Annotated in this window: 19 protein-coding genes; 11 read left to right on the forward strand and 8 right to left on the reverse strand. The window is 66.5% G+C overall.

Going from position 1 to position 23,551, the window contains the following annotated elements; translation table 11 throughout:
• Positions 1–32: 32 nt before the first annotated feature.
• Positions 33–1,586 (reverse strand): hypothetical protein, encoded by a 1,554-nt coding sequence (locus tag IPM49_02125; protein MBK9273322.1) that lies wholly within the window; start codon positions 1,584–1,586, stop codon positions 33–35.
• Between the two features lie 197 nt (positions 1,587–1,783).
• On the opposite strand from IPM49_02125, the gene IPM49_02130 reads away from it, so the two are divergent.
• The 6 genes from IPM49_02130 to IPM49_02155 all read left to right on the forward strand — a co-directional run bounded on the left by IPM49_02130 (position 1,784) and on the right by IPM49_02155 (position 12,570).
• Positions 1,784–3,103, forward strand: a complete 1,320-nt coding sequence (locus tag IPM49_02130; protein MBK9273323.1) for an insulinase family protein — start codon at positions 1,784–1,786, stop codon at positions 3,101–3,103.
• Between the two features lie 2 nt (positions 3,104–3,105).
• Entirely contained in the window at positions 3,106–5,250 is a 2,145-nt protein-coding gene (locus IPM49_02135) for an insulinase family protein (protein ID MBK9273324.1), read from the forward strand.
• A gap of 184 nt (positions 5,251–5,434) precedes the next feature.
• A complete protein-coding gene (locus IPM49_02140) occupies positions 5,435–6,829 on the forward strand; it encodes a T9SS type A sorting domain-containing protein (protein MBK9273325.1) in 1,395 nt (464 codons plus the stop codon).
• Between the two features lie 174 nt (positions 6,830–7,003).
• Positions 7,004–9,919 carry an insulinase family protein gene (locus IPM49_02145; protein ID MBK9273326.1) on the forward strand — a complete coding sequence of 972 codons (2,916 nt, stop codon included), beginning with the start codon at positions 7,004–7,006 and terminating at the stop codon, positions 9,917–9,919.
• 46 nt (positions 9,920–9,965) lie between these two features.
• On the forward strand, positions 9,966–11,249 hold the full coding sequence (locus IPM49_02150) for a hypothetical protein (GenBank protein MBK9273327.1): 1,284 nt from the start codon (positions 9,966–9,968) through the stop codon (positions 11,247–11,249).
• A gap of 25 nt (positions 11,250–11,274) precedes the next feature.
• Positions 11,275–12,570 (forward strand): CinA family nicotinamide mononucleotide deamidase-related protein, encoded by a 1,296-nt coding sequence (locus tag IPM49_02155; protein MBK9273328.1) that lies wholly within the window; start codon positions 11,275–11,277, stop codon positions 12,568–12,570.
• On the opposite strand, the gene IPM49_02160 is transcribed toward IPM49_02155, so the two are convergent.
• Positions 12,567–13,304 carry a methyltransferase domain-containing protein gene (locus IPM49_02160; GenBank protein MBK9273329.1) on the reverse strand — a complete coding sequence of 246 codons (738 nt, stop codon included), beginning with the start codon at positions 13,302–13,304 and terminating at the stop codon, positions 12,567–12,569. The two genes, IPM49_02155 and IPM49_02160, sit on opposite strands and share 4 nt — an antisense overlap.
• 223 nt (positions 13,305–13,527) lie before the next feature.
• On the opposite strand from IPM49_02160, the gene rpmB reads away from it, so the two are divergent.
• The 4 genes from rpmB (at position 13,528) to ftsY (ending at position 15,185) form a co-directional block, all read left to right on the forward strand.
• Positions 13,528–13,767 (forward strand): 50S ribosomal protein L28, encoded by a 240-nt coding sequence (gene rpmB, locus IPM49_02165; protein MBK9273330.1) that lies wholly within the window; start codon positions 13,528–13,530, stop codon positions 13,765–13,767.
• A gap of 30 nt (positions 13,768–13,797) precedes the next feature.
• On the forward strand, positions 13,798–13,980 hold the full coding sequence (gene rpmG, locus IPM49_02170) for a 50S ribosomal protein L33 (GenBank protein MBK9273331.1): 183 nt from the start codon (positions 13,798–13,800) through the stop codon (positions 13,978–13,980).
• 22 nt (positions 13,981–14,002) lie between these two features.
• A complete protein-coding gene (locus IPM49_02175) occupies positions 14,003–14,161 on the forward strand; it encodes a DUF4295 domain-containing protein (GenBank protein ID MBK9273332.1) in 159 nt (52 codons plus the stop codon).
• Between the two features lie 70 nt (positions 14,162–14,231).
• On the forward strand, positions 14,232–15,185 hold the full coding sequence (ftsY, locus tag IPM49_02180) for a signal recognition particle-docking protein FtsY (protein ID MBK9273333.1): 954 nt from the start codon (positions 14,232–14,234) through the stop codon (positions 15,183–15,185).
• Positions 15,186–15,192: 7 nt separating this feature from the next.
• On the opposite strand, the gene IPM49_02185 is transcribed toward ftsY, so the two are convergent.
• Genes IPM49_02185 through IPM49_02200 form a run of 4 tightly spaced genes read right to left on the reverse strand, consistent with a single transcriptional unit; the run spans position 15,193 to position 19,800 of the window.
• Entirely contained in the window at positions 15,193–15,600 is a 408-nt protein-coding gene (locus IPM49_02185) for a DUF1987 domain-containing protein (protein MBK9273334.1), read from the reverse strand.
• A gap of 9 nt (positions 15,601–15,609) precedes the next feature.
• On the reverse strand, positions 15,610–16,104 hold the full coding sequence (locus IPM49_02190; protein ID MBK9273335.1) for a hypothetical protein: 495 nt from the start codon (positions 16,102–16,104) through the stop codon (positions 15,610–15,612).
• 34 nt (positions 16,105–16,138) lie between these two features.
• Positions 16,139–19,150, reverse strand: coding sequence for a HAMP domain-containing histidine kinase (locus IPM49_02195; protein ID MBK9273336.1), 3,012 nt, complete (start codon positions 19,148–19,150; stop codon positions 16,139–16,141).
• Positions 19,150–19,800 (reverse strand): response regulator transcription factor, encoded by a 651-nt coding sequence (locus IPM49_02200; GenBank protein MBK9273337.1) that lies wholly within the window; start codon positions 19,798–19,800, stop codon positions 19,150–19,152. Before IPM49_02200 ends, IPM49_02195 begins: the two co-directional genes overlap by 1 nt.
• Before the next feature lie 89 nt (positions 19,801–19,889).
• Here IPM49_02200 and rimO point away from each other — a divergent pair, with 89 nt between their 5' ends.
• Positions 19,890–21,200, forward strand: coding sequence for a 30S ribosomal protein S12 methylthiotransferase RimO (gene rimO / locus IPM49_02205; protein ID MBK9273338.1), 1,311 nt, complete (start codon positions 19,890–19,892; stop codon positions 21,198–21,200).
• On the opposite strand, the gene IPM49_02210 is transcribed toward rimO, so the two are convergent.
• Positions 21,197–21,661, reverse strand: coding sequence for a heme-binding domain-containing protein (locus IPM49_02210; GenBank protein ID MBK9273339.1), 465 nt, complete (start codon positions 21,659–21,661; stop codon positions 21,197–21,199). The two genes, rimO and IPM49_02210, sit on opposite strands and share 4 nt — an antisense overlap.
• Positions 21,662–21,768: 107 nt before the next feature.
• The gene (locus IPM49_02215; protein MBK9273340.1) at positions 21,769–23,529 is read right to left on the reverse strand and encodes a hypothetical protein; all 1,761 of its coding nucleotides are present in this window, start codon (positions 23,527–23,529) and stop codon (positions 21,769–21,771) included.
• Positions 23,530–23,551: the final 22 nt, after the last annotated feature.

The raw sequence follows: 23,551 nt of genomic DNA on the forward strand, positions 1-23,551 counted from the left end.
GGGGACCAAGTTAACCGGGGTTCAGCAGTTGTTCAGACCATCGCGGGGTGGTCCGGGCCAAGGACGAGGCTGATGAGCCTGTCGCCGGCCGACCGCAGCACGTCCAAGGTCGGAGCGTCAGGACGGGCGGCCAGTTTCTCCACCTCCTTCTTCACCAGGAAGGTGATGAGATCGTCGTGGATGTCCAGCCCGGAGGCTGTGACCCGACCCTTGTCCGCCACGACCCACTGCCACAGCAGCGCGATGGCCAGGCGGACGCTGCTGCGGTCATGCGTGCGACCGTCGAGCTCGATCCGCGAAATACCGACCTCCATGGCCGATAGACCGAGCAACCCTGTGCGCACGGCGCGCACCAGCCCGTCAACCGAGATGTCCCCGTCAGGTCGGCGCACCAGGTCGCTCACGGCGATGGCCTCGCGCCGTTGAACCCCGAGCTGATGGCTGGCCCCCATGTGCTTGTTGAACTCGGTCATGGCCGCGTTCACCAGGCCGGGGTGGGCCATCAGGGTTCCGTCCATGCCCAAGGCGGCCTCGTGTTCCTTGTCGCTGAGCATCTCCAGCAGCGCCGGTTTCGGACGTCCGTGTCCAAGGTGTGGCAGCCCATGTCCGGGCGTGCCCAAGGCGTGCGCCCCGCGCCGATGACAGGTGCCGATCACCATGCGGGCCAGCGACTCCAGCAACCCGCAATCCATGCCGAACCGCTCACGGTCGGGGAACACACCGTTCTCGCGGCTTGTGAACAGGGCGATGTGGTCGGCCACGTAAGCCGCATTGTCAAGCGCCAGACCGCCGGCATGGGGGGCCAGTTCGAACAGCGTTTCCTCGGCCTCCAAGGCCCCGGACACGGTGTCCACGAAGACCGTGGCCCGGATGCTACCCCTGTCAAGACCGAGGTCCTCCTCCACGGCGTCGAACAGGTCGTTCCAGAGCCTGGCCTCCAAATGCCCTTGGACGTCGCGCAGGTAGACATGAATGCAGCGCTGCCGCTCCAGCAGGGTGCGACCATGATGATGGACGAGCATCACCAGATCGAAGAGCCCGGCCCGGACCGGCCTGCCGCCATGGCGCACCATGGATTCCATGGCGCTCAAGGGGCGCACGGCCACGGCCAAGCGCGTGGTGGTGGATGCATGAGGTCGGATGCGACCGTGCTCCGGGCTGATGCAACTGAGCCGGCCCCGGGCGGCACGCCCGATGGCCCGATGGCCGCGCAGCACGGTGGCCTTATGGCCCGTGGCCAGGTCGGAAAGGTCGGCGACATAGGTCTTGGCCCCGGTGTTGAGGCCTTCGATCATGCGCTGCCGGTCAGCGGGTCCGATCACCTCCACACGGCGCTCCATCCAGTTCGCGGGCAGGGGGTCCACCGACCAGTCCGCAATCCGGATGTGCCGGGTGTCCTCCGCGCGTTCGACCATGCCGGATGACAGCCGGTCACGACGGGCCTTGCGCTCATCCATCAACCGCTCGATGCGCGTGGCGAAGCGCTTGTCGAGACCCGTCAACATGTCCAGCAGGGCGGGGGTAAGGGCCGGGTCGTGGGTCGCTACGCGCTGAGGAGGCATGGTGAGGATGGCGGGATGATGCATGGTGTCGACGAAATGGCGTTTTCTGTCGACCAATCTATCCCATCGACCGAGCGGATGTCAAGCGCCGCCACCGATGGGGTCTGCGGCTCCACCGCGTGTACGGCCGTGCTGATGGCCTCCGGTGCAGCCGGTGCACGTACTTTTGGCCGCCCCGCCCGTTGCTGTTGGCAGCGACGCGGACACCCAAGCCGATCGGCATGCGGACAACATCCACCCTTCTTCTGGCCCATATGCTCGCCATCCCGCTCGCAGCGCAGAAAGGCGCCATCGCGTTCACCGAGTTCGACCTCGACAACGGGCTCCATGTCATCGTTCACGAGGACCACGGCACCCCGATCGTGGCGGTGAGCGTGATGTACCATGTCGGCAGCAAGGACGAGCGGCCCGACCGGCGGGGATTCGCCCATTTCTTCGAACACCTGCTCTTCGAAGGCTCGGCGAACATCGGCCGTGGTGAGTTCAGCAAGCACGTGGAGAAGGCCGGCGGTGTGCTCAACGCGAACACCAACGGTGACCGCACCTACTACTATGAGGTGTTGCCCAGCAATCAACTGGAGCTCGGGCTCTGGCTGGAGAGCGAGCGCATGCTGCATGCCAGGGTGGATCAGAAGGGGATCGATACCCAGCGTGAGGTGGTGAAGGAGGAGCGCCGTCAGCGCTACGAGAACCAACCCTATGGCAGCATCCTGATCGAGGTGCTGAAGCGCGCGTACACCGTGCACCCGTACCAGTGGCCGACCATCGGATTCATGGAGGACCTGAACGCCGCGAGCGAACAGGACTACATCGACTTCTACAAGACCTACTACGTGCCCAACAACGCCGTTCTAGTGATCGCCGGCGATGTAAGGACCGAGGAGGTCCGCAAGCAGGTCGAGAAGTACTTCGCGGCCATTCCCCGAGGGAAGGAGATCACCCGCACCACAGCCGAGGAACCTCCGCTCAAAGTGGAGGTCCGTGATGTGGTGTTCGACCAGATCCAGCTGCCCGCGGTGGTGCAGGCCTATCGCATCCCGGCGTACGGTACGGCCGATTTCTATGCGGTGGACATGTTGAACCGGCTGATGAGCAACGGAAACAGTTCGCGCCTGAACGTGGAATTGAAGGACCGGGCACAGAAGGCGCTTTACGTGGGCGCGTTCAGCTTTCCGTTCGAGCATCCCGGCCTCGCCATCGCCTTCGCCATCGCCAACATGGGCGTTTCGGCCGAACAGCTGGAGAGCGCCATGGACGCCGAGTTCGCCAAGGTGCGCGATGGGTTGGTCCCGCAACCCGAGATCGACAAGCTCAAGGCGCAGCTGGAAACGGAGTTCGTGCGCGACAACAGCCGCGTGGCCGGTGTCGCCTCCAATCTGGCCACGGCCCACACCTTCCTGGGAGGTGCGGTGATGGCCTCCCGGGAGTTGGAGCGCTACCTGGCCGTGACCCCGGAGGACCTTCAGCGGGTGGCCAAGGAGTATTTCTCGCCACAAGCGCGGGTGGTCCTGCACTATCTCCCGAAGAACCAGAAGCCGTGATCATGCGCCCTGCCTTGCTACCCACCTCCGTGGCCGGCCTGCTTCTGGCCGCCTTCACCCATTCCCTGCCGATGAACGCCCAGGTCGATCGCAGCAAACCGCCCAGACCCGCCCCGGCCCCCTCCGTGAACGTGGGGCAGCATGCCACCTTCATGCTGGAGAACGGCATGCGGGTCATCCTCGTGGAGGACCACCAGCAGCCTCTGGTGAGCGTCCAGGTGCGGTTCGACATCGAACCGGTGATGCAGGGGGAGAAGGCCGGGTACATCGACCTCATGGGAGAGGTGCTCGCCGCCGGCACAGCGACGATGGACAAGGAGACGCTGGACCGGACGGTGGATCAGCTCGGGGGGGACTTGAGCACGTCCAGCGACGGGGTGTACGCCTCCTGCCTGAAGAAGAACTTCAACGCGCTGTTCGATGTGGTCCATGCCGTGGTGACCACGCCCACCTTCCCCGAGGCCGAGTTCGAAAAGGCGCGCAAGCGGATGCTCAGCGGCTTGCAGAGCCGGAAGGACGACCCCGACGCCATCGCCGATGTCGTGGGCCGCGTGCTCACCTTCAGCAAGGGCTACCCCTATGGTGAAGTGCCCACCGAAAAGAGCGTGGGACGGGTGGAACGCAAACACCTTGAAGCGTACTACCGACGCTTCTTCCGGCCGGAAAAGGGCTACTTGGTGCTGGTGGGCGACCTCACCGAGCAGGAGGCCAGGCAGGCCTCCGAGAAACAGTTCGGCCCCTGGCGTCCTGCGCCGACCATCGCGTCCTTGGATGCCAACGGGCATGAGCAGGTCGATGGGCTTGGTGCGGTGGTGAGGCCGACCAAGACCCCCAGGCCTTCGCGCGTGCGTCGCGTCGCGATCGTGGACCGTCCCGGTGCGCCCCAATCCGTGGTGCGGGTGCTGTTCCCGGTGGACCTCAAGCCGAACGACCCCATGGCACAGGCCGGTCAGGTGATGAACACGATTCTCGGGGGAGGCGTCTTCAATGCCCGCCTGATGCAGAACCTGCGGGAGGACAAGGGGTACACCTACGGCGCATACAGCAGCCTGGATGCGGACCGGTATTGCGGCCATTTCAGCGCCGGGGCCAGTGTCCGCACCGAAGTGACGGACAGCGCCGCCAGCGAGATGCTGTTCGAACTGGAGCACATGCGGTTGAACGGCGTGAAGCCGGACGAACTGGCCCTGGCGAAGAGCTACATGGCCGGAAGCTTCGCCCGTTCGCTGGAGGATCCCCGCACGGTGGCGCGCTTCGCGCTGAACACCTACCTGTACGACCTGCCCAAGGACCACTACTCCACCTACCTCAAGCGGCTTGACACGGTGAGCGCCGCAGGCGTGATGGCCGCGGCCGAACGGTTCCTTCATCCGGACAACGCGGCCATCCTCGTGGTGGGCGACATGGAGCGGGTGGGCAACAAGCTTGTTCCGCTCAGTTTTGAACGCGGCGTGATCCAACTGGACGAGAACGGGGACCCCTACAGGGAGGAGCTGGGTCCCCTGCCTGCCGGGGTCACCCCGCAGACCGTGCTGGAGGCCTATTTCAAGGCCATCGGCGGGCGCGAGGCCGTGGAAGGTGTCCGCAGTCTCAAGCGCAGCATGAGCACATCCATGATGGGCATGCCGGTGACCATCACCGAGTGGAACGCGGAGCCTGACCGCTACGCCATGGAAATGCGCAGCGGTACGGCAGTGCTCCAACAGGTGCGTTGCGACGGCACCCGCGCCACGCGGTCGAGCCCCGAGGGCGTGGAGGAGATCATCGAGATGGAGCTGGAGGAGATGGAGATGAACGCACCGCCCTTCCCCGAGCTGCACTATGCGATGATGGGCCGCCTGGTCCTGCCGGGCACGGCTCAGATCAACGGGGAGGAGGCGTACAAGCTGATGGTGATGACGGACATGGGGTCGACCTTCTCGGAGTACTACAGCGTGGCCACGGGTCTGAAACTGCGCAGGGAGGAGATGAAGGCCACTCCGGAGGGCACCCTGAAGGTCTCCTCCGAGCTGAAGGACTATCGCGCGGTGAAAGGGGTGCTGTTCCCGCATCTCATCGTGCAGAAAGGCCCGGTCGACATGTCCCTGTCGGTCACGGAAGTGGTGGTGAACGGAGCCTCCGACCCGAAGCACTACGCCATCGACTGAGGGTCTGACACGGCGGCCGATGGCGCCACATGCGCCTCCAGGATCCGCACCGTGCCCGTCATGACCGTGCGCCGGCATCAGATGCGCCCGGCCATGATCACGTGCCGATCGTGGAAAACGTGGGCCGAAAGGCTGGACAAGGGCCTGGTGGCACGGGTACCTTGTGGGTCCTAGACCAGCAGTCATGAGAAGAACCACCGTGATCCTCGGCGCCGTGTTCCTGCACGGCATCGCATCGCCGCTTCAAGCCCAACCCGGATGCAGCGAGGAGTTGACCCTGACCCTGCGCACGGATGTGGATGCCTCCCAAACGTCCTGGGAGTTCACCGACGCGGGCACGTCGAACGTGCTCTGTTCCGGCGGCGGATACACCCCGAACACGCTGTTGAACCTCAGCTGTTGCGTGGACCCAGGCTGCTATACCCTGCGGGTCTTCGACAGCTTCGGGGATGGCCTGAACGCCAATGGCTACTACATCCTGTACGATGTGAACGGCGAGCGCATCATCGACAACCGGAACAACGGTGATTTCGGTTCGGTCAGCACCGTGGCCAACAATGCGCCGTTCTGTGTGCCCATCGGTCCCGACCGGTTGATCGAGGCGTTGTGCGACCGGAGCGACCTGATCTATGGCAATCTGTTGATCGCGCATCCTGAACCTGCCGTTGTGGCCGCCTACCAGCCCGGGGTGCAGCTGGCCTTGCAGAACGCCAATTACGGCTATCAGTTCTGGCTGTTCGATCCGAACGGAAGCTACTCGCGTCGCGTGTACATCCACAACGGGACCTACACCGGTTGGGATTCGAACGATCCGGAGCGGGCTTCCTACCTGAACTACGCCTGGTTGCAGACCCTGCCGGTGCCGATGGAGCAGTGGCTGAACGTGCGGATCCGGGCCCGGATCGCCGGCGTCTACCGTGAGTTCGGTCCGGCCTGCCGCGTGTACCTCAACCCGGTCAAGCCGCCCTGCGCCACCACCCGGCTGGTCGACCGCCCGAACGACCCGAAGTTCTCCTGCGGGGTCACGCGGATCTTCGGCGGAAGCGACCGCCTGTACGCCTTCAAGCGGATCAGCGCCGACCGGTACCAGTTCGAGTTCAGCAACACCGGTGCGGGATACCTGCGTCGCATCGCCTTGCCCAGCTCGGGTGTCATCCTCAACTGGGTGACCCAGCCACTGGTGGCCGGAACCACCTACAACGTTCGTGTACGGATCAGCTACGACACCGGACAGAGCTGGTGCAACTGGGGGCCGAGCTGCTGGGTGGCCATCGGCACCACACCGGGGGATGACGCACGGGACAAGGTGCTCACCTCGGGCGAGGCCCTGCTGTGGCCGAACCCCACCGCCGGTGAGCCGGTGCGCGTCGCCCTCGAAGGGGACTCCTGGTCTCGGGAGGTGCCCGTTGATGTCCAGGTGCTCGCGAGCGATGGGCGGCTGGTCCTGCGGCAACGCTTCACCCCCGCGATCGACGGCCAGGCCGCGGAGCTCGACGTGTCCGGGCTGATGCCGGGCACCTACGTCGTGCAGATGCTTCAGGGAGAGCGGCTCGCGCATGAACGGCTGATCGTTCGCTGAACCGCCCTTTCGATCGAAGGCCTCCGGGGATCCGGGGGCCTTCGCGTTCCGTGGCATGGCGGCATCGTCGGAGCCGGCCCAGGGAGCCGGGCAGGCCTTCCGTTCGGGACCGCGGTCGGGCGGCAAGTGGGTCGGGTCGTGCTTTTCACCACCTTCACCGCATTCCAACCACCCATGATGCGCCCCCTGCTCGCCCTTTCCATCCTGTGCGCCACCGGCCCTGTGCTGGCCCAGCGCAGCTACCCGTACAGCGCGGTGCCGGGCGACCCCACGGACACGCGCATCTACACCCTGGGCAACGGGTTGCAGGTGTGGCTCAGCCGGAATCCGGACGCGCCGCGCGTGCAGACCAACATCGTCGTGCGGGCCGGCAGCAAGAACGACCCGGCCGATGCCACCGGACTGGCCCACTACCTGGAGCACATGCTCTTCAAGGGCACCTCGCGCATCGGCACGTCCGACTGGCCCGAGGAACAGCGGCTGCTCCAGGCGATCAGCGATCAGTACGAACTACGGCGGAACACCAGGGACGAGGCCCGGCGCGAGGCCATCTACCAGGCCATCGACAGCCTCAGCCAGCTGGCCGCGGCCCTCGCCGTACCCAATGAGTACGACAAGATGGTGAAGAGCATCGGCGCTCGGGGAACGAACGCCTACACGAGCACCGAGCGCACAGTCTACATCAACGACGTGCCGAGCGACGAGCTCGAGCGCTGGATGATGATCGAGAGCGAGCGCATGCAGGAGTGCGTCCTGCGCCTCTTCCACACCGAACTGGAGACCGTCTACGAGGAGTTCAACCGGAGCCAGGACAACGACGGCCGGCTGGCCTACTACAAGAAGAACGAACTGCTCTACCCGCACCACCCCTACGGCACACAGACCACCCTGGGGACCGGCGAGCACCTGAAGGACCCGAGCATGGAGAAGATCCAGGCATTCTTCACCACATGGTACGTTCCGAACAACATGGCCGTGGTGCTGGCGGGAGACATCGACCACGACCGGACGATCGCGCTGGTGGACAAGTACTTCGGCTCATGGGTCCCGCGCGAGGTCCCTCGGTTCGAGCATGCCCCGGAACGCCCGCTGAACGGGCCGGTGGTGGCCGAGGTCACCGGACCTGACCGGGAGTGGGCCACGCTGGCCTGGCGGTTCCGGGGCACAGGAAGCACCGACCCCGGTATGCTCGACCTGGTGGCCGGCCTGCTGAGCAATGGTCGGGCGGGCCTGTTCGACCTCAACCTCGTGCAGGCGCAGCGCGTCCTGGACGCCTCCGCCTATGCCCTGGAACAGGCCGACCACAGCGAGTTCAATGTCCGGGTCGAACCCCGCGAGGGCCAGACCCTGGAGCAGGCGCGCGACCTGGCCCTGGAGCAGCTCGATGCGCTGGCCAGCGGCGGCTTCGAGGACTGGCTCATCGGCGCCGTGGTGAACGACCTGAGGGTGCGGCGCATCCGCCAATGGAGCGACAACAACGGCCGGCGTGCCGCGGCCATGACCGATGCCTTCATCCTGCGCAAGGAGTGGGAGGAGGTGCTCACCGAGCACGACCGCATGGCCGCGATCACCAAGGACCAGGTGATGGCCTTCGTAAAGGAGCGGCTGGGCGACGACCATGTCTGTGTGCTCAAGCGCTCCGGCGAGCGCACCGGCGTGCACAAGGTGACCAAACCCCGCATCACGCCCATCGACATCAAGCGGGAGGGCATGAGCGCATGGAGGCGGGCCTGGGAGCAGTTGCCCGGTGCGGAGCTGGCCCCCGAATTCGTCGACTTCGCCACAGCGATCGAGCGGCGCGACCTGGGGAAGGGGGGCGAGCTCGCCAGTGTGCGCAACCCGTCCAACGAGCTGTTCAGCCTGCGCTACATCCTGGACATGGGCACCGACCATGACAAGGCGTTGGAGGTGGCCGTGAAGTACCTGCCCTACCTGGGCACCTCGCGCTACAGCGCCCCCGAACTGCGCAAGGAGCTCTTCAAGCTGGGCCTTTCGCTGGACGTGTTCGTGGGCAACGACCGGTGCTACGTGACCCTCAGCGGCCTGGAGCGGAACCTGCGGGAGGGCGTTGTGATGCTGGAGCATGTGCTGGCCGGGTGCCGGCCGGATGAAGCAGCCCTGCGCGGGCTGATCGCCGATCTGCGGAAGGAGCGACAGGACCAGGCGCGCAACAAGGGCGTGTTGCTGTCCGGAGCGCTCTACAGCCAGGCCCGCTACGGTGCGCGCTCCCCGTTCAATGATGTGCTCACGGACGCCGAGCTGAACGCGTTGAAGGCTGACGACCTGGTGGCGCGCATCCACCGGCTCACCTCCTACAAGCACCGGGTGTTCCACTATGGAAGGCAGGGCATCGATCAGGTCGAGGCCCTGTTGCGTGAGCTGCACCCCACACCCGCCGAGCTGATGGCGTTGCCCGGTGAACGGGCGTATCCCGAGGTGCCGACCACACGCAATGAGGTCCTCTTCGCCGAATACGACATGGTGCAGGCCGAGATGCTGATGGTGAGCAAGGCCGGTCCGTTCGATGTGGAGAAAATGCCCTACGCGGCGCTCTTCAATGAGTACTTCGGCAGCGGGCTCAGCAGCATCGTGTTCCAGGAGATCCGCGAATCGAAGGCCCTGGCCTATGGGGCGAACGCGAGCTACACCACCCCGGCCGAGAAGGAGGAGGCCCACTATGTGCGCGCCTTCACCGGCACCCAGGCGGACAAGCTGCCCGATGCGGTGGACGCGATGCTCCGTCTGATGAACGACATGCCGATGGCCGAGGCCCAGTTCGAGGGTGCCCGAACGGCGGCGCGCAAGGTCATCGCCAGCACCCGCATCACCCGGGAGAACATCTACTGGCAATGGGACGCGGCCCGGCGACGGGGACTGGACATCGATGTCCGCAAGCTGGTGTACGAACGGATCCCGGACATCACCCTGCAGGACATGAAGGCCTTCTTCGACCGGGAGATCAAGGGGCGACCCTACACCTACTGCGTCATCGGCAAGGAGAGCACCATGGACATGACCGCGTTGGAGCGCCTGGGGCCGGTGCGGAAACTGGAGCGCTCGGAGCTGTTCGGGTTCGAGGTGAACCCCTGAGGCAGCGCCGCCCTGCACCGAACGTCCATAGCCCGAAGCACATCCCATGAAACGCACCCTTCTCGCAACATGGACGGTCATGGCCTTCGCCGCACAGGCGCAGACCTATTTCTATATCGATCAGATCGCGGTGACGCCGACCGCGCCCACCCCGCAGGACAACATCACCATCGCCTTGTCCGGTGGGCTGAGCAGCACCGGCGCTTACGTCGTCAGCGCTTCGGCCAGCGTCACCGGTGGCACGGTGACCCTGGACGTGGTGGCCGCCGACCCCGGTGGCTTCACCGTGATCGTGCCGCATACGGAGCTGATCCCGCTGGGCCCCCTGCCTTCCGGCACGTACACGATCGTCGTCAACGGCACCTTCGTGGGGGACTTCGCTCCGCAGCCGGAGCACACCTTCGTGGTATCCGGCGGGTCGTTGTCCACGGCCTGCGACAGCCTCGACGTGCTCGGCGTGCAGTGGTCGCCGTTCAACACGGACCTCATCGAGGTCATGGTGTCCAACGGCAGCAGCGACCTGTTCAACTACCCGGCCTTCGTGCTGCTCGATGACCAGGGAGATACGCTGGCGGTCGAACAACCGAACTTCTTCGGCATCGGTGGAGGGCCCCAGATCCATACGCTGGCCGTACATCCAGGAGGCCAGGTGCCGGCCGATCCGTTCCAGGCCACCCTGCATCTGTGGACCTGGTTCTTTGATACCCTGGCCTGCGAACTGCCCGTCACCGTCACCCTCTGCCCATCCGTGCCGTGCGTTCCGGTACAGGTTCACCTGGGCAACTTCGGAGGTGCGCTGGTCACGGGCCTGTTCGATTGGGACCTGCTGGACGATGGCGGGAACACCGTGTTCACCGGCACCCTGGAGCTGGGGGCGCAGGAGTTCGATACGGCCACCGTATGCCTGCCGCCCGGGTCCTACACCTTGTCCATGGTGCAGCCTCAACCTGTGGGCGGTCAGCTGCAGTACGGGGTCAGCGCAGGCCCGATGGGGACCTCGACCGTGTCCGAACCCTTCGTGTCAGGGGGCACGGTGAACGAACTGCCCTTCACGCTGTACGAAGCCTGCATCAACACCGGCCAGTCCGTGGGCGCTCCTCCTGCGGGCCGGGACATCACCGTGCACCAGGAGGCGGGGCGGGTGGTGGTGAGCGCTCCGGAGCCGCTGGGCCAGGTTGAGCTGCTCGACATGCGGGGCCGGTTGTGCGCGCAGGTCCGTGAGGCCGGTACCCGGTGCGTGCTCACCACCCCTGGTGCCGCATCGGGTGTGCATCTGGTGCGGGTCGTTGGTGACGGCCGGGCACGCACCCTTCGGGTGGTCGTCCCTTGAGCGCCACAATTGCGACCTTCGGCGCATGAGCACGGAGGTGCACGAGATCACGGCCGGGATCATCAACATCGGCGACGAGCTGCTGATCGGCCAGACCATCAACACCAACGCCTCCTGGCTGGGTGAACAGTTGTCGCTTCAGGGCATCCGGCCGATGGAGGTGCGCACCATCGGCGATGACCGGGACAGGATCCTGAGCACGCTGGCCGCGGCCACTGCGGACGTGGTGCTGATCACCGGCGGGCTGGGCCCCACCAAGGACGACATCACCAAGCATACCCTCTGCACGTTCTTCGACACCCGGTTGACGCGGCGGACGGAGGTCGAGGCCCACATCGAGGGCTTGTTCGCGCGGATGGGAAGGCCGCTGCTGGACATGAACCGGTCGCAGGCGGACCTGCCGGAGTCGTGCGCGGTGATCCCCAACATGCACGGCACGGCTTGCGGCATGTGGTTCGAGCGTCCGCGCGACGACCGTGGAATGCCCCGCGTATTCGTCAGCCTGCCCGGAGTGCCCTACGAGCTGAAGGCGATGATGGAGGCCGAGGTGCTGCCGCGATTGCGTACGACCTTCTCGCCCCCGGTGATCGTGCATCGCACCTTGCTCACCACCGGGGCGGGAGAGAGCCAGGTGGCCACACGGATCGCGGCCTGGGAGGAGGGGCTCGAAGGCACCGGCATCAAGCTGGCCTACCTCCCCAGCCCGGGCTTGGTGAAGCTGCGGTTGAGCGCCTATGCCAACCGCGAAGCGCAGGAGGCCCGCGAACGGGTGGATCGCAAGGCGGATGAGCTGCGTGCCTTGATCCCCGACCTAGTGTTCGGCGAGGGCACGGCCCGGCTGGAGGAGGTGGTTGGCGGTCGTCTGCGGCAGGCGGGCCAGACGCTGAGCCTGGCCGAGAGCTGCACCGGCGGCTACCTCAGCCACCTGATCACCAGCGTGCCCAGCAGTTCGGCCTACTACATCGGTGGGGTGGTGAGCTACGCGAACGCCGTGAAGATGGAGGAGCTCGGCATTCCGGCAGGCATGCTCGAACTGAACGGTGCGGTGAGCCGGCCGGTGGTGGAGCAGATGGCCTGCGGTGTCCGCCAGGCCCTGCGGACGGATTGGAGCATCGCCATCAGCGGTGTGGCCGGCCCTGACGGGGGTACGCCCGAGAAGCCCGTGGGCACCGTATGGATCGCGGTGGATGGTCCCGATGGCGTGCGGTCCACACAGGTCCTCTTCCCCGGCGGCCGCGACCTGGTGATCAAGCGCAGCGCGATCGCCGCACTGAACATGCTGCGCAAACGCCTTCTGGCGTCAGACCCTGAGCCGACCTAGGCCAGGGGCTTGCGGACCACCATGCTGTAGCCCAAGGCATAGGGCCCCTTGGTGCGTTCACGGTTCCGGCGCGGCCACCCGGTGGCGATCACCGCACGCGCGAAGGCCCAGTACACCCGGTTCATGAAGCCGACCGGAAAGAACTTGTTCACGCAGTCCAGCAGCACATCGGCGTGGCCACCGTAGGCCATGATGTGGCGCGTCTCCAGCCCCGCATCCTTGGCCAGGTGCTTCAGGGAGAATTCCGAGAAGTGCATGTACTCGTGGGGATACTCGCCCATCCAATAGGCGAACGGCGCGGTGATCACCATGTGGCCGCCGGGCTTGAGGATGCGACGCAGTTCGGCCAGGAAGACGTGCGGCCGGGTGATGTGCACCAGCATGTCCGACGCGAGGATCGAGTCGAAGTGATCATCGGGGAAGGGCAGGCGCGGTTCGGCGTTCAGGTCGATGAAGTGGTCGAGCACGTCCTTCGCATGCGGGCTGCTCGCCCAGTCCACGCAGACGACCTCGCTGGTCCTGGGCTTGTACAGTTCGTAGTAGGGCACCGGTCCGCAGCCCACGTCCAGCACACGTCCGGAGATGTGCTGCTCGATCAGGGGCAGGTAGTGGGCGTGTTGAAGCTCCGCGATGTAGAGGGAGCCTCCGAAGATGCCACGTCGGTTCGTGACAAAGCGTCCCGACCGCGGATCGCGAACGATCCGGGAGGGGCGCCATTTCTCAGGGTCGCGCATGAAGGGGCCCCGCACCGGCACACCGGGAGGCGCAGCGAAGATATCGGGAGGCGGCTCCACCGCACAAGGATGGCGGTGATCCGCCTGTCGAAGGCCTCTCCGGGCCCCCGGGCGGCGTGGCGGGCGCAAGGGCCGAGGAGGGGAGGCCGGACCGACCGGCAGGAGCCTTGGACCGTGGATGCCAGGAAGATCCTTATATTTGCGCCCCCGAATCCGCAACGCCATGTCCAAGGTCTGCCAGATCACCGGCAAGCATGTGATCACCGGTCACAAGGTGAGCCACTCGAACGTGAAGACGAAGCGCACTTTCGCGCCGAACCTGCAGGACAAGCGCTACTTCGTGCCCGACGAGAACAAGTGGGTGACGATCCGCGTGAGCGCGGCCGGCATGCGCACGATCGACAAGCTGGGCATCACCGAGGCGCTGAAGCGCGCCCGTGCCAAGGGGTACTACACGGCTTGATCGGCCCCATAACCAACGAAGCATCCAGTCATGGCCAAGAAAGGGAACCGCGTACAGGTGATCCTCGAGTGCACCGAGCACAAGACCTCGGGCCAGCCGGGCACGTCCCGCTACATCACCACCAAGAACCGGAAGAACACCTCCGAGCGCATGGAGCTCAAGAAGTACAATCCGATCCTGCGCCGGATGACCGTTCACAAAGAGATCAAGTAACCAGCGCCCTGGCGCGTGAGACATGGCAAAGAAGGTCGTTGCTACCCTGAAGAAAGCGGACGCCAAGGTGTTCACCAAGGTCATCCGCATGGTGAAGAACGCCAAGACCGGCGGCTACCAGTTCCAGGAATCGGTGATGCCCGCCGACGAGGCGGACAAGTTCCTGGCCCAGAAGAAGTGATCCACCGCTGCGGCGGACGTGCAAAGGCCTGCGCCACCCGGCTCGGGCCTTTGTGCATACCGGCATGATCATGGCGCTCTTCGGACTCTTCGGCAAGGACCGACCCCAGGCTTCGGCCGATCGTGCCGCCCTGAGCGCGGGGCTTGAACGATCGCGCGGCGGACTGCTGGGCAAGCTCGGCCGGATGCTGGTGGGGCGCACCACCGTGGACGATGCCGTCCTCGACGACCTGGAGGAGGTGCTGGTGAGCAGCGATGTGGGGGTGGACACGACCCTGTCGATCATCCGCCGCGTGCAGGAGCGCGTGGCCCGGGACAAGTACGTGGGCGCCGCCGAACTGGACCGCATCCTCAGGGAGGAGATCATCGATCTGATGAAGGACCCTCCCCCGGTCAGGACGGACGCCAAGCCCTACGTGATCATGGTGGTGGGTGTCAACGGTGTGGGCAAGACCACGACCATCGGCAAGCTGGCCCATCGCTTGAAGAAGAGCGGGCTGAGCGTGATGCTGGGTGCCGCGGACACCTTCCGCGCCGCCGCCGTGGACCAGTTGCGGATCTGGAGCGAGCGCGTGGGGGTGCCCATGGTATCGCAGGGCATGGGGGCCGACCCCGCCGCGGTGGCCTACGATGCGGTGGAGAGCGCCAAGGCCCGGGGCGCCGACGTGGTCATCATCGACACCGCCGGCCGCCTGCACAACAAGGTGAACCTGATGCACGAGCTCACCAAGGTGCGCAACGTGATGCGCAAGGTGGTGCCCGATGCCCCCCACGAGGTGCTGCTCGTGCTGGACGCCAGCACCGGGCAGAACGCCATGGAGCAGGCGCGACAGTTCACCAAGGCCACGGACGTGACGGCGCTGGCGCTGACCAAGATCGACGGTACGGCGAAGGGCGGGGTGGCCATCGGCATCAGCCATGAGTTCCAGGTGCCGATCCGCTACCTCGGGATCGGGGAGGGGATCGACGACCTCCAGGAGTTCGATCGGCGGACCTTCGTGGAAGGCCTCTTTGCGCGCGAGTGACCGGGGATCAGACCGCCCGGCGCTCACCGGAGCCGCCGTCGCCGGTCATCTCGATATCCATCTTCACCCCGAGGAGCTCGGCGAAGTAGGTGCTGGACTCGAGCATGAACTCGTCATCCTCCTCCACCACCCAGATGATGCGCACCGGGGTCCCCATGAGCTGGGCCTCGCGCACCCTGCCCAGCAGGATGTAGAGCGCCTTCAGGGAGGAGGAGTTGAAGTAGGTGAGCGCGATGCGCAGGGTCACGGCTGCGCGGTTCACCGACAGGAAGATGTCCAGCCACTGGACGATCGGCTGGTAGAACTCCTGGGCGTGCTCGGGGATGGATACCCCGGTGATGGAACACTGGCCGGACGCGGGCTCGAAATGCACTTCGGGCGTGGTCCGGGTGGCGGGGATGTGGAGCGTCTGCATCGGTCGGGATCAGGATCGGAGGAGGGTGGTCACCTGGCTGGTGCAGCGGTACACACCGTCGGGTTCAGGGCGGACGTCGGCGGTGATGCGGTTGCCCACCTTGCGGGCGATCTGCAGCATGCCCAGGCCGGCGCCGCCCTTCTCACCGAAGGCGGGGTCCTGCAGCTGCTGCTTGAAGGCATCGGCGATCTGCTCGGAGGTCATGCTCTGGATGGAGGCCACGATGGCCAGCAGGCGCTCTGCGTCGGCCTTGTCCGCCAGGTTGCTGATCTCGATGACCAGCTCGGGGCCCTGGATGCGCCATTGGAAGGAGACGCTGCCGGCCGAGCAGTAGCGCTGCGCGTTGTCCAGCAGTTCCACGGCCACACCGAAGAGCTTCTTCAGGTCGCCGCGCGAGCCCAGGTTGGTTAGGGCGATGGCCATCAGCAGGTCGGTGAGCTGCACGCGCACCTCACTGTTGAGCAGGCCTTCGTACCGGATGAGGTTGCTGTTGGGGGCGTTCATCGCAGCCGCTTGAACGCACCCCGGCCCCGATGGGTTACGCCGATGGCAGGGCCAGTTCCACGGTGGTGCCACCGGGCCCGCTGTCGATCGTGGCCCTGGCATGCAGCAGCCGCATGCACTCGGAGATGATCACGTAGCCCAGGCCGAGGGCCGTACCACCGGCGCGGCCGTGCCCATCGTCCAGGCCCTCCAGCTCCTTGCGGATCCGGTCCAGTTGTTCAAGGCTCATCCCGGTCCCATCATCGCTCACCCGCAGGACGATGCCCGGGTGATCCGCCAGGTCGAGGGTGATGCATCGGGCCCGGCCATGCACCACGGCGTTCATCAGCAGGTTGTTGAGCACGATGGCCAGCACGTCCGGGTCCGTCATCACCTGGGTGCCGGCGGGCACCGAATTGCGCAGGTCGATGGTGCCGCTCAGTTCCGCGATGCGGTCGATCGCCCCACCCACGAACCGATGGAGGTCGACCTGCACACGACGATCGGGGTCCTGCACATGGCGCGAGCGCACCCAGCCGAGCAGGTCGCTGGCATTGGTGAAGAGCTTCCGGGTGGCCCCTTCCAGGTCCTGCAGCGTAAGGCCGAGCTCCCCGGGGTCCTCGCGCCGCTCGTGCATCACGCGGGCGTCGCGGGCCACACGCGACACGAAGCGGAGCGGGTGCACCAGGTCGTGGGCGATGATGGCGATGAGCTTGTCCTGGTGGTGGAGGGCGGCCTTCAGGTCGTCGTTGGCGGCGGAGAGCGCCTGGGTCCGGGCCTTCACAAGTGAGCCGAGCCTCGCGTTGGCCGCCCGCAACCGGAGCAGGTTCCAGCGATGCAAGGCCAGGCCGACCAGGGCGCCGAGCATCACGAAGCCCAGCCCCGCCCACCAGCTGCGGTACCAGGGGAAGGGCACGGCCAGGAGCACGGCGAAAGCCTCGGGTTCACTGCGCAACGCCCCGCCCACCTTGCGCAGCACCAAGCGCGTTTCGCCCGGGGGCAGCAGACCGAGCCGCACCTCATCGCGGTCGCTGCTCAGCAGGGTCCAGCCCTCCTGCAGGCCTTCCAACCGCAGTTCGAGCTGCACCTGCGAGGCGTTCCCCCAGTGGGCGAGGGCGTACTGTAGCACCACCTCGCCATGGTCGGCGGGCAGGGACACACGCTCGCCCAGGGGAATGGCCACACCATCCACCTTGAGGGCGGTGGCCTGAAGGCGGGCGCCGGGCCAGGGGTCGGGCACGGTGGCGGGATCGAAGCGCACCAGGCCGCGCATGGACGGGAAGGACAGTTCGCCGGCGGACAGGGCGAGGTAGGCCGGCACGCAGCCTCCGTTGAGCTCGGAGCCCATCAGCCCATCCTCCTCGTCGAAGCGGCCCATGAAGGGCCGTTGCGTGCTGTCCGCCACCCAGGCCTCCAGGTCGCGCCAGGTGGTCCGCAGCAAACCGTTGTTGGTCGAGATCCACAGGGCCCCGAGGGCGTCGGGGGCGAACGCGTGCGTGTGCAGCAGCGCACCGCGTTCATCCATCGGCAGGCGGCGCAGGGAAAGCCCATCGTGGACGAAGGCCCCCTGTCCGTAAGTGCCAACGAGCATCAGATCGCCCCGGCGGTACAGGGCGCGCACACATGTTCCCGTGAGCCCCGGGACAGGAGCGGGTCGTTGAACGGGACCGGTGCCCAGGATGAAGGCGCCCCCGCAGGTGCCGAACCACCATCGCCCATCCGGTGCGCGGCAGAGCGTGACGGGGTCGTGGCCCGGCTCCAACCCCTCGAACACCACCGACCAATGGATGCTGTCGTTGCGCACCAGGCCGAAGGCGGAACGGCTCACGGCCCAGAGCGTGTCATTCTCCAGCACCATGGTGGTGCGTCCGTCGGTGCTGTTGGCCACGGCGGTCGAGCGACCGGTGGCGGGATCGAAGCGCTCGATGCCGACGCGGCTTTTGAAGTACAAACCGCCCGTCCGGTCGCGGGCCAGGGAAAAGGGGTCCAGTCGGTTCAGCGGTCCCGGGGCCGGCCTGCAGCCCGCACCATCCAAAAGCACGCCGCTGCCCTGGTGATCCACCGTGAAGGTGTGCCCGTCCGGCAGTTCGGCCTGACCATAGAAGGAGTTGCCGCCGAGGAGGCCGGGATCCGCGCAGGCCCGTGTGTTGAACCACTGCCGGCGATGGAGGAAGAGGCCCTGGGTGACCGTGGACGTGGCGAGCACGGTGGCCGTTCCATCGAAGAGCATCTGGGAGATGTCCGAAGGCGGGGGCGGATCCACATCGATGGGGATCCCCTGCAGGCTGATGGTCCCGTTCACAGCGAGCTCCCAGAAGAGTTGGAGGCGACCGTCCCGCAGGTGGAGGACGAAGGGTCGGCCGGCCTGCTCGAACCAGCGACCACCCGGTGGGACCGCGGGTTCCAGGGCGACGGGCAGGAGGGTGCCCGTGTCCGGGTCGAACCGGGAGACCGAGCCGTCCGCGTTCACCACATGAACGCCGGAGGGCAGGCCGAACAGGGCCAGGGGCGGCGCCGGCAGTTCAAGCGTGCCGGCTTTCACCGTGTCGTTCCACCAGCTGAGCCTTCGGTCCTGCACAAGGAGCCACGACACGCTGTCCTGCGCACAGGTGCGCAACCCGGTCCAGCCGTTCCGGGCCGCGGTGCGCAGCAGGAACAGGAGCTGGCGCTCGGAGGGCATGGTGCCGGAGGGGTGGGGGGGCGTGGTCGCCGTGGTGGTGAGCGGAAGGGGCCCTGCGGTCCGCAATCGGTGAACGACGCCGGAAGCGCCGATGGTGAACAGCCCGCCGGTGGCGGTGCGCAGCAGGTGCACCAACGGGCGGGGGGCCGTGGCCCCGTTCATGGGCACGGCGCGCACGAAGCGCCCGTCGCACCGGGCCAGGCCACCCTGCGTGGTGAGCCACAGGAAGCCATGCTCGTCCCACGCCATGTCGCCCACACTGCTCTGGGGCAGGCCGTTCCTGTTCGTGAAGTGGCGCCACCCGGCGTAGCGCTGTGCGGACGCCTCCAACGCCGGTCCGAGCGTGAGCAGCAGACCCAGCAGGCCGATCAGCCGCCTCGAGGCCATCAATGCACGCCCTTGCGGTGCAGCTGCACCACCGTCTGCAGGTCAAGGATGTTGCTCACCCCGAGCTTGTCGTAGATCCGGATCTTATAGGTGCCCACGGTGGAGATCCCCAGCCCGAGCGTTTCGGCGACATCCTTCACCCCGGCACCGGTGAGCAGCAGATCGAGCACCATGAGCTCCCGGGCCGAGAGCCGCTCCAGCGGGTTCGTATCCAATACCATGGTTCCCGGGCGCGGGGTGCGCACGGCGAGGTCGGGGTTCAGGTAGGGCTTGCCGGACAGCACGGTGTCCACGGCGGTCACCACGTCCTCTTCGGCGGCATCCTTGCTCACGTAGCCCATGGCGCCCATCTTCATGGCCTTCGTCCCGTAGAGGCGCACAGGGTTCATGGAGTACACGAGCACGGGAGGCTGCGCCGGGTCGTTGCACAGCTTCGGCAGGATGTCCATGCCGTTGCCGTCCGGCAGTTGCAGATCGAGCACCAGCAGGTCGGGCCGGGGCGACCGGCCCAGTCGGATCCGCAAACCGGCCAGATCGGCCACTTCCTCCACGCTCACCTGAGGCAGGCGGAGGGCCATGAGGTTCTTGAATCCACGCCGCACGATGGTGTGGTCGTCGGCGATGAGGATGAGGGGGTGGTCCTTGGACATGGTCCGTGCAAGGTACGCGGTCCGGACGGGCGCACCAATGCCGGCGGGCATCCGGCATACCTTCGCGGACCCGCTCCCGGCGCCACCGCATGAAGGCCCGCACCCGCAAGCCCACCAAGGTCAACGTCGTCACCCTCGGCTGCTCCAAGAACACCTTCGACAGCGAGGTGATGATGGCCCAGCTGAAGGCCAACGGCATCGCCGTGGAGCACGAGGCCCGGCCCGATGGCCACAATGTGGTGGTGATCAACACCTGCGGCTTCATCGAGAACGCCAAGCAGGAGAGCATCGACACCATCCTGGGCTGGGCGGCGGCCAAGGACCGCGGCGAGGTGGAGAAGGTGTACGTGACCGGCTGCCTCAGCCAGCGCTACGCACCGGAACTGAAGGAGGGCATTCCCCAGGTGGACGCCTGGTTCGGCACGCGAGACCTGCCCCGCCTGCTCAAGACCCTCAAGGCCGACTACAAGCACGAGCTGGTGGGGGAGCGGCTCCTCACCACCCCGGCGCACTTCGCCTACTTCAAGATCAGCGAGGGCTGCGACCGCAAGTGCTCCTTCTGCGCCATCCCGCTCATGCGCGGCAGGCACGTCAGCACGCCCATGGAGCAGCTCGTCACCAACGCCCGGAACCTCGCCGCGCAGGGGGTGAAAGAGCTCATGCTGATCGCGCAGGACCTGACGTATTACGGGCTCGACCTGTACGGCAAACGCAACCTGGCCGAACTGCTCGAACGCTTGAGCGATGTGGGGGGCATCGACTGGATCCGACTGCACTACGCCTTCCCCAGCGGTTTCCCGATGGAGGTGCTGGACGTGATGCGCGCGCGGACGAACATCTGCAACTACCTGGACATGCCGCTGCAGCACGGCAGCACCCGCATGCTTACGCGCATGCGGCGCGGCATCACGCAGGAGAAGACCGAGGCCTTGGTGAACACCATCCGCGACAAGGTGCCCGGCATCGCCATCCGCACCACGCTCATCGCCGGTTTCCCGGGCGAGACCGAAGCGGACCATGCCGACAACCTGCGCTGGATCGAACGCATGCGCTTCGACCGGCTGGGGGCCTTCACCTACAGCCACGAGGAGCAGACGCACGCCCATTCGATGGAGGACGACGTGCCCGCCGAGGTGAAGGAACAGCGCGCCCAGGAGATCATGGACCTTCAGGCCGGCATCAGCCTGGAGTTGAACCAGACCAAGGTGGGCAGGGTCTTCCGCGTGCTGGTGGACAAGGCGGAAGGCGGGCATTACATCGCCCGCACCGAGTTCGACAGCCCCGAGGTGGACAACGAGGTGCTGATCCCCACCGAGGGCAACTACCTCCGCATCGGCGACTTCGCCGAGGTGCGGATCACCGCGGCGCGGGAGCACCACCTGGAGGCAGTGCCGGTCTAGTCCGTCTGCTCGGACGAACCGCCGCCGGCCAGCCCGCTGAAATACCCGGTGAGCGCCACGCGCTGCTCCTTGGAAAGGCGGGCGTCACCGTGCGTCCACGTGTACTCGGTGAGCGGCATCTCCTCCTTCTTGATCATCTCGATGGCCTCATCGGCCACATGGGCGCGGTCATCGGCCGGGTAGCTGCCCCAGTTGGAGGCGTCGAAGTGCTCGCGGCCCTCGTCGATGTGGTGCTGCAGCCACCAGTTCACGGGTGTGATGGCCGCGTACCACGGATAGCGGGGCTGACCGCTGTGGCAGTCGGTGCAGGCCGCGCGCAGCAGCTGCTCCACCTCGGCGGATGGGCCGGTGAGCGCGATGAGGTCGCGGGAGGGGTCCAGCGGCTCGGCCGTGCGCGCGGGTCGGATGAACTGGGCGGCGCCGAAGAGGGCCACCAGGATCAGGAGAAGGCGGTTGCGCATGGGCGATGTGCCCGAAAGGTAGGCGGTGTGCTCCGCGTGCGGGGACAGGCGCAGCAGGGCCGATCCGCCAGCATGATGCGGAGGGGGCTGATCGCCCGGTGCGGCGTTCAGGGAAGCTGCTGGGTGCGGACGGCCGTGGGCACGGACCCACCGATGTTCACCAGGATCGGATCCCGGTCGTTGGCGCTGCCGGCATACTTCACCTGGCCGTTGAGGTTCACATCCTCGGGAAAGTAGCCGTTCGCCGTGTTCGTGGGTACGTTGCCCCCGATGCGGACCAGGATGGGGTCGCGGTCATTGCCGCCACCGGCGTACTTCACCTGTCCGTTGAAGGTGACGTCCCCGGCCCAGAGGAGTTGCAGGTTCACGGCACCCCCGCTCGCCTTCCTGGCATTCGTTCCGAAGGTGGGCGTGGCCAGGGTGGTCAGGTCCACGGTGGTGCTGCCGGGACCGAGGGCGAGCGGGCCTGCGGTCATGCAGCCCAGGTGATTGCGGTGCCGCACGGCCAGGTGGTAGTTGCCCGTGGCAATTGGGAAGCGGACCGGCGAGACGCCGTCCGGTTCCACGACATCACCATCCCGCTGGACCAGTGCGCTCCGGGACGAAACGACCGTGGCGGGGGTGTTCGCGTCGCGCAGTTCAAGCAGCACCCAGTCGACGATGGCGTCGTTGCCTGTGATGTTGAGCACAGCCGGGTCGATCGCCGCATCGTTGCCGCCGCCGACGTGCGTGTAGCCGAGCCCGGGATAGGGATCGACGAGCGGGAAGGTGCCCAGGCTGCGCAGCGCATCGTTCATCAGACCGGTCGTGCTGGAGTACGGGCCTTCGAGCATGGCGCGCACGGAGACCAGCACGCAGTTCTGGATCGTGATGTCGGCTCCATTGTCGGTGCCGGTGATCAGCGGATCGCTGCCGACCACCCGGATGCGGTAGCCCGTCCCATCGTGCGTGCCTGGAGGCACGGTGGCGGTGATGGAGCCTCCGGTGGTGCCGACAACGGCCCCGATGGCCGTGGGGGAGGCGAAGCTGCCGTTGGCGTCGCTCAGCTCCGCGGTGAAGCTGTTGCCCACGTTGAAGGCGCCCCCCACGACGAAGGACAGGTCCAGGGTGGTCCCCGCGCAGAGGGGCCCGCTCACGCTTCCGGCGGTGAGGGAGGGCGGCGCCACGAAGGCAAGGACCGTGTAGCCACTGCCGATGCCACCGCTGTAGACCGCGCTGCGGGTGCCTTGACACACGCAGGCCACGGTGAGCACGTCGTTGGTCGTGGCCGGATCCCCATCATCACAGGCCGACCCGATGGCGGTGATGGCGTTGTCCGAATCATCGCAGTCGAAATTGTTGGCCACGTGGTTCGCAGGGGCCGCGCAACTCTGGACCGCCGGACCGGCACCGAAGCCGTCGCCATCCAGGTCCGCGTACCAAAGGGGCGGGGCGGTGATGGCAATGTCAGTCCCATTGTTCGTGCCCGGCACGACAGGGTCGCTGCTCACCACGCGAATGCGGTATCCGCTGCCGGCCGGCGTTCCGGCCGGGATCACGGCCTGGATGGTGTCCCCGAGGGTGCCTGAAAGGCTGCCGATGAGGGCGGGTGCTGCGAAGCTGCCGGTGGCATCGCTCAACTGGGCAGTGAAGACATTGCCCGGATCGAACAGACCTGCTTCGGCCTCGAAGGGCACAATTAAGCCGGAACCTGCACAGATCGGTCCGTTCAGCGAGCCCGTGGTGATGGCCTGCGGCGCGACGAAGTTCAGCGTGGCATAGCCACCGCCGACCCCGCCGAGATACTGTGCCCGTGTAGTGAACGGCACGATGAACAGGATCGGGAGAAGGAGCCTGTGGATCGAGGGGACGGCGGACCGGTGCAGCATGGTCTCGGGGGGTGCGATGGTG

This window comes from Flavobacteriales bacterium (assembly GCA_016715895.1).
Classification (GTDB): Bacteria; Bacteroidota; Bacteroidia; order Flavobacteriales_F; family PHOS-HE28; genus PHOS-HE28.

Bases quoted from the DNA above. Each gene is read 5' to 3' on its own strand.
- IPM49_02125 (MBK9273322.1), bottom strand. From the start codon at position 1,586: ATGCATCATCCCGCCATCCTCACCATGCCTCCTCAGCGCGTAGCGACC.
- IPM49_02130 (MBK9273323.1), top strand. From the start codon at position 1,784: ATGCGGACAACATCCACCCTTCTTCTGGCCCATATGCTCGCCATCCCG.
- IPM49_02135 (MBK9273324.1), top strand. From the start codon at position 3,106: ATGCGCCCTGCCTTGCTACCCACCTCCGTGGCCGGCCTGCTTCTGGCC.
- IPM49_02140 (MBK9273325.1), top strand. From the start codon at position 5,435: ATGAGAAGAACCACCGTGATCCTCGGCGCCGTGTTCCTGCACGGCATC.
- IPM49_02145 (MBK9273326.1), top strand. From the start codon at position 7,004: ATGATGCGCCCCCTGCTCGCCCTTTCCATCCTGTGCGCCACCGGCCCT.
- IPM49_02150 (MBK9273327.1), top strand. From the start codon at position 9,966: ATGAAACGCACCCTTCTCGCAACATGGACGGTCATGGCCTTCGCCGCA.
- IPM49_02155 (MBK9273328.1), top strand. From the start codon at position 11,275: ATGAGCACGGAGGTGCACGAGATCACGGCCGGGATCATCAACATCGGC.
- IPM49_02160 (MBK9273329.1), bottom strand. From the start codon at position 13,304: ATGCGCGACCCTGAGAAATGGCGCCCCTCCCGGATCGTTCGCGATCCG.
- rpmB (MBK9273330.1), top strand. From the start codon at position 13,528: ATGTCCAAGGTCTGCCAGATCACCGGCAAGCATGTGATCACCGGTCAC.
- rpmG (MBK9273331.1), top strand. From the start codon at position 13,798: ATGGCCAAGAAAGGGAACCGCGTACAGGTGATCCTCGAGTGCACCGAG.
- IPM49_02175 (MBK9273332.1), top strand. From the start codon at position 14,003: ATGGCAAAGAAGGTCGTTGCTACCCTGAAGAAAGCGGACGCCAAGGTG.
- ftsY (MBK9273333.1), top strand. From the start codon at position 14,232: ATGGCGCTCTTCGGACTCTTCGGCAAGGACCGACCCCAGGCTTCGGCC.
- IPM49_02185 (MBK9273334.1), bottom strand. From the start codon at position 15,600: ATGCAGACGCTCCACATCCCCGCCACCCGGACCACGCCCGAAGTGCAT.
- IPM49_02190 (MBK9273335.1), bottom strand. From the start codon at position 16,104: ATGAACGCCCCCAACAGCAACCTCATCCGGTACGAAGGCCTGCTCAAC.
- IPM49_02195 (MBK9273336.1), bottom strand. From the start codon at position 19,150: ATGGCCTCGAGGCGGCTGATCGGCCTGCTGGGTCTGCTGCTCACGCTC.
- IPM49_02200 (MBK9273337.1), bottom strand. From the start codon at position 19,800: ATGTCCAAGGACCACCCCCTCATCCTCATCGCCGACGACCACACCATC.
- rimO (MBK9273338.1), top strand. From the start codon at position 19,890: ATGAAGGCCCGCACCCGCAAGCCCACCAAGGTCAACGTCGTCACCCTC.
- IPM49_02210 (MBK9273339.1), bottom strand. From the start codon at position 21,661: ATGCGCAACCGCCTTCTCCTGATCCTGGTGGCCCTCTTCGGCGCCGCC.
- IPM49_02215 (MBK9273340.1), bottom strand. From the start codon at position 23,529: ATGCTGCACCGGTCCGCCGTCCCCTCGATCCACAGGCTCCTTCTCCCG.